Annotated in this window: 3 protein-coding genes and 1 tRNA gene; all 4 read left to right on the forward strand. The window is 38.5% G+C overall.

Features of this window, described 5'->3' with window-relative positions; translation table 11 throughout:
• The first annotated feature begins 60 nt into the window (after positions 1–60).
• Positions 61–134 (forward strand) — tRNA-Trp (locus Aba26S_RS20420).
• 538 nt (positions 135–672) lie between these two features.
• Positions 673–1,710 carry an arginine N-succinyltransferase gene (astA, locus tag Aba26S_RS20425; RefSeq protein WP_043974872.1) on the forward strand — a complete coding sequence of 346 codons (1,038 nt, stop codon included), beginning with the start codon at positions 673–675 and terminating at the stop codon, positions 1,708–1,710.
• A 457-nt stretch (positions 1,711–2,167) separates the two neighbouring features.
• Complete coding sequence (locus Aba26S_RS20430) at positions 2,168–3,631, forward strand: amino acid permease (protein WP_005243039.1); 1,464 nt, start codon at positions 2,168–2,170, stop codon at positions 3,629–3,631.
• A gap of 248 nt (positions 3,632–3,879) precedes the next feature.
• Positions 3,880–4,056, forward strand: a 177-nt coding sequence (locus tag Aba26S_RS21715) for a hypothetical protein (RefSeq protein WP_171248960.1), incomplete at its 3' end; no start/stop codon positions are given.

Here is a 4,056-nt window from a genome sequence, read left to right on the forward strand (position 1 = left end):
TTAAGAGAGTTTCCGACTTTCTTTATGATGAAGTCTGAAGGACTTTCATCATGCTGTTATAGAGGATTGGTGTAATGGTAGCATGACGGTCTCCAAAACCGTTCGTCAAGGTTCGAGTCCTTGATCCTCTGCCAAATGAATAAAAAAGCCCTTGTGAAAACAAGGGCTTTTTTATTGTCTGAAGTTTTGGATCTATATCGCTTTAATTATACTTTTGCATTCATTTTATTTGGTTGTATGAATCTATTTGTTGAGTGATTTGTTTAAAGTTGAGGATAGCTAGCTGCTTTTATCTTTCAAAAGTAGAGAAATAATTTTTCACATTGTCACTGTCAATAAATAAAATGCTAAAAAACAGCTCATTTTTTGCTTAATTTTAAATTTTTTGTGCCAATTAGTTTTTGAATAATAGAGTGATCAGCTTGGTTGTTGAGCATTTTAGCGTATTCAAATTTGATTTCAGCTTGATGAAAGACGTTAAAAAAGACTGACATAAATAAAGCCAGCTCAGCCTTAAATAGGTTGTACTAGGGAAAATTGAATAATTAAGGAAGAGGCAATGTCTGTATTGTGCATGGTTCAGCATAGAAAAGGTAATTTAGATGGCCTTAGCCCACAAAATCATCCAAGCAGCCGCGGCTTGATTGTGATTCAAAAGAGGGGTTAATTCATATGATGCTGATTCGTTATATCCGGCAAAAAGATATCCATGATCTTTATCAACTGGCGCAAAAAGCAGGTTTTGGTTTAACCTCTTTGCAACCCGATATGGAAATACTGGCTGCACGAATAGACCGAGCAATTAAGACGGTCGAAGGCAAATTGGACAAGTCGGAGCAGGGCTATTTATTTGCCTTAGAAGATACCACACTGCATAAAGTGGTCGGCGTATGTGGAATCGAAGTGGCCTTAGGTTTAAAAGAGCCTTGGTATAACTTTCACGTCGGTACGCAAGTGCACTCTTCAGAGCCATTAAATGTCTATAAATCATTACCGACCTTATATTTAAGTAATAACCACACCAACTGTAGTGAGTTATGTACTTTATTTTTAGACCCTGATTATCGTTTAAATAAGAATGGCAAATTTTTATCCAAGGTTCGGTTCTTGTTTCTTTCGGCCTTTAGACAATATTTTGAAGAAACGATTGTGGCGGAGATGCGGGGCTTTTCGGATGAAAATGGCCGTTCACCCTTTTGGGATGCAGTCGGGCATAAATTCTTTGATATGGAGTTTAGTAAGGCAGATTATCTGAGTGGTACAGGTAAAAAGGCCTTCATCGCAGAGCTGATGCCGCGGCATCCACTTTATGTCGATATGCTGCCCGATGAAGCCAAAGCGGTGATTGCTGCAGTCCATCCCAATACGGTACCTGCCTATAATCTTTTGATTGAAGAAGGTCTGCGTTATAAGGGCTATGTCGATATCTTTGATGCAGGTGCGACTTTACAGGCTGATATAGAAAATTTAAGAGCGATCAAAGACAGCCATGCGGTGACGGTAAAGATTGAGTCATCTGATCACATCATTCTAGGTAATGATCCTTATATCATTGCCAATGACGATTATAAAAATTTTCGCGCTCTCCTCATTTACAGCCAGCCAGATACAAACCAAGTGAAATTAGATCCTGAGCAGGCTCATCAGTTACATGTGAAAGAAGGAGCATCGGCACGGATGCTCAATATCAATATTCCAAAGAAAAATTGAGGCATTGTCGGTTGAAAATGAGAACAAGGATGAGGACATAATTCATCTACTTATCTCGTAATTTTATGCGCTAATTAGACCTATTTTGATTTGTTTGCATACCTTGTGAGCAAATCAATCCAGTCTTAATTTGCACAAAATATTCACATTGTTAATTGAATATATTTCACGTTTAATTGCTGGTAAATTGAACGGAAAAGCACGGCATGATCTTACAGTGTTTGAGGAATGAGATATGATGCTTTCGCCCAAATAACTTTTGACCAATAACAACAGGTTTTAGGGTGCATATAAGGACTTTATGGAAAATAACAGATAAGCGAGGTGGCTGAGTTAAGCACTAAATTTAAAAATAATTTTATTGAGCAAAATGGAATTTTGATATTCAGGCATTTTAAAAATATTTTAATTTTATTAGGCAATTATAACGGCTGTTATACATTGGAGTAAGGATTACATGAGTCAGGATAAAGATAAGCAGCTTCTGGAAGGAGATCTGCTTGGTAGTCAACATATGACTCAGCAGGATGAAGAAAAATTACAACGCTCTTTAACCAATCGTCATATTCAGATGATTGCCATTGGCGGTGCAATTGGTACGGGACTATTTATGGGCTCTGGTAAGACCCTAAGTGTTTCGGGTACCTCCATTATTTTAACTTATTTAATTATTGGCTTTTTCTTTTTCTTTGTGATGCGGGCGATGGGTGAACTGTTGCTGGCAAATACCAATTTTAAGACTTTTGCTGATTTTGCAACAGCGTATATCGGTCCGTGGGCTGGCTTTTTTCTCGGATGGTCGTATTGGTGCAACTGGATTATTACCGCAATTGCAGATGTGATTGTGATAGGAGGATATATGCAGTTCTGGTATCCCGATGTTCCTGTCTGGATTCCTGCTTTTACCTCCTTAGCTATTCTTACGATTCTGAATTTTGTTGCGGTTCGCATGTTTGGTGAGTTGGAGTTTTGGTTCTCATTGATCAAAATCGCCGCCATTATTATGTTTATTCTGGCAGGGATTTATTTAATCAGTACTGGTTTTACTTCGCCGAGTGGTGTCAAAGCGTCGATGAGTCATGTATTTGAAACTCAGTCGATGTTCCCCTATGGGGTTACTGGCTTTTTAGCTGGTTTCCAGATTGCGATTTTTGCCTTTGTTGGTATTGAATTGGTTGGAACCACAGCGGCTGAAACCAAAGACCCACATAAGTCATTACCTAAAGCGATTAACTCGATTCCATTGCGTATTTTACTTTTCTATGTCGGTGCATTGGTTTGTATTATCGCAGTTACATCGTGGGCAAAAATTTCACCAGAGAAAAGCCCATTTGTAGAAATGTTTTCCTTGATTGGATTGCCGATTGCAGCAGGGTTGGTCAATTTTGTGGTGGCGACTTCAGCACTTTCTTCAGCGAATAGCGGTATTTTTGCGACCAGTCGAATGCTTTACGGTCTGGCTTTGGACAATGATGCACCAAAAAGTTTTAGTAAATTGTCGAAAAGAAAGGTGCCGATTTGCGGTCTGGTTTTTTCAATGACTTGTGTCACCATTGGAACCTCGATTTTATTTATTGTACCGAATGTCATGACGGCGTTTACCATTATTTCAGCTCTGACGTCGATTCTATGTATTTTTACTTTTATGCTGATAATTTTGTCTTATATCTGCTATCGGAAAAAATTCCCAGAGTTGCATCAACAGTCTAAATTTAAAATGCCAGGTGGCTTGGTTATGGCATGGTTCACTATGTCATTTTTGGTGTTTACCATTGTGATCTTGGCTTTAGATCACGATACACTGATTGCGCTGGCTTTTTCGCCCGTGTGGTTCATCGGCTTGCTGATTGCATATCGTCGTAAAAAGAAAAAAATGCTGCAACTGGATCTGTTAAAAGCAAGAGCGGTTGATTATGTTTAGGTTAAGTTGATCCGTTGTCATCATAGATTGTTGGCTTTTAAATACGCAAGCAGAGTGAAGGCTCTGCTTTTTTATTTCAATGCTAAAAACATTGATTTGAGTGCAGACCTATCTGCATGAATAAAAAGGATTCTTTCAAGCCAATCCATAAGGAGTGACAAAAAACGTCATAAACAGACCATGTTGTATAGACAGAGGCGGATTAATATCGTTACAATGCCGTAAATTTAAGCAAAAAAATCTATAAAATGTTGAACAATATCTATCAGGCCTTGGAAAGTTTGGGCCTTACTGCACAGAGACGTGCAATCCATATTCAGTTTTCCAATCAAAAACTAAATTCACAGGTTTTTCTGCAACGGATTGATGGGCAGCATCAACTGAATGCAGGCTTTAAAGCAGAATTAATTTGCCTGTCGACCAAT

This window comes from Acinetobacter sp. NBRC 110496 (assembly GCF_000876115.1).
GTDB lineage: Bacteria > Pseudomonadota > Gammaproteobacteria > Pseudomonadales > Moraxellaceae > Acinetobacter.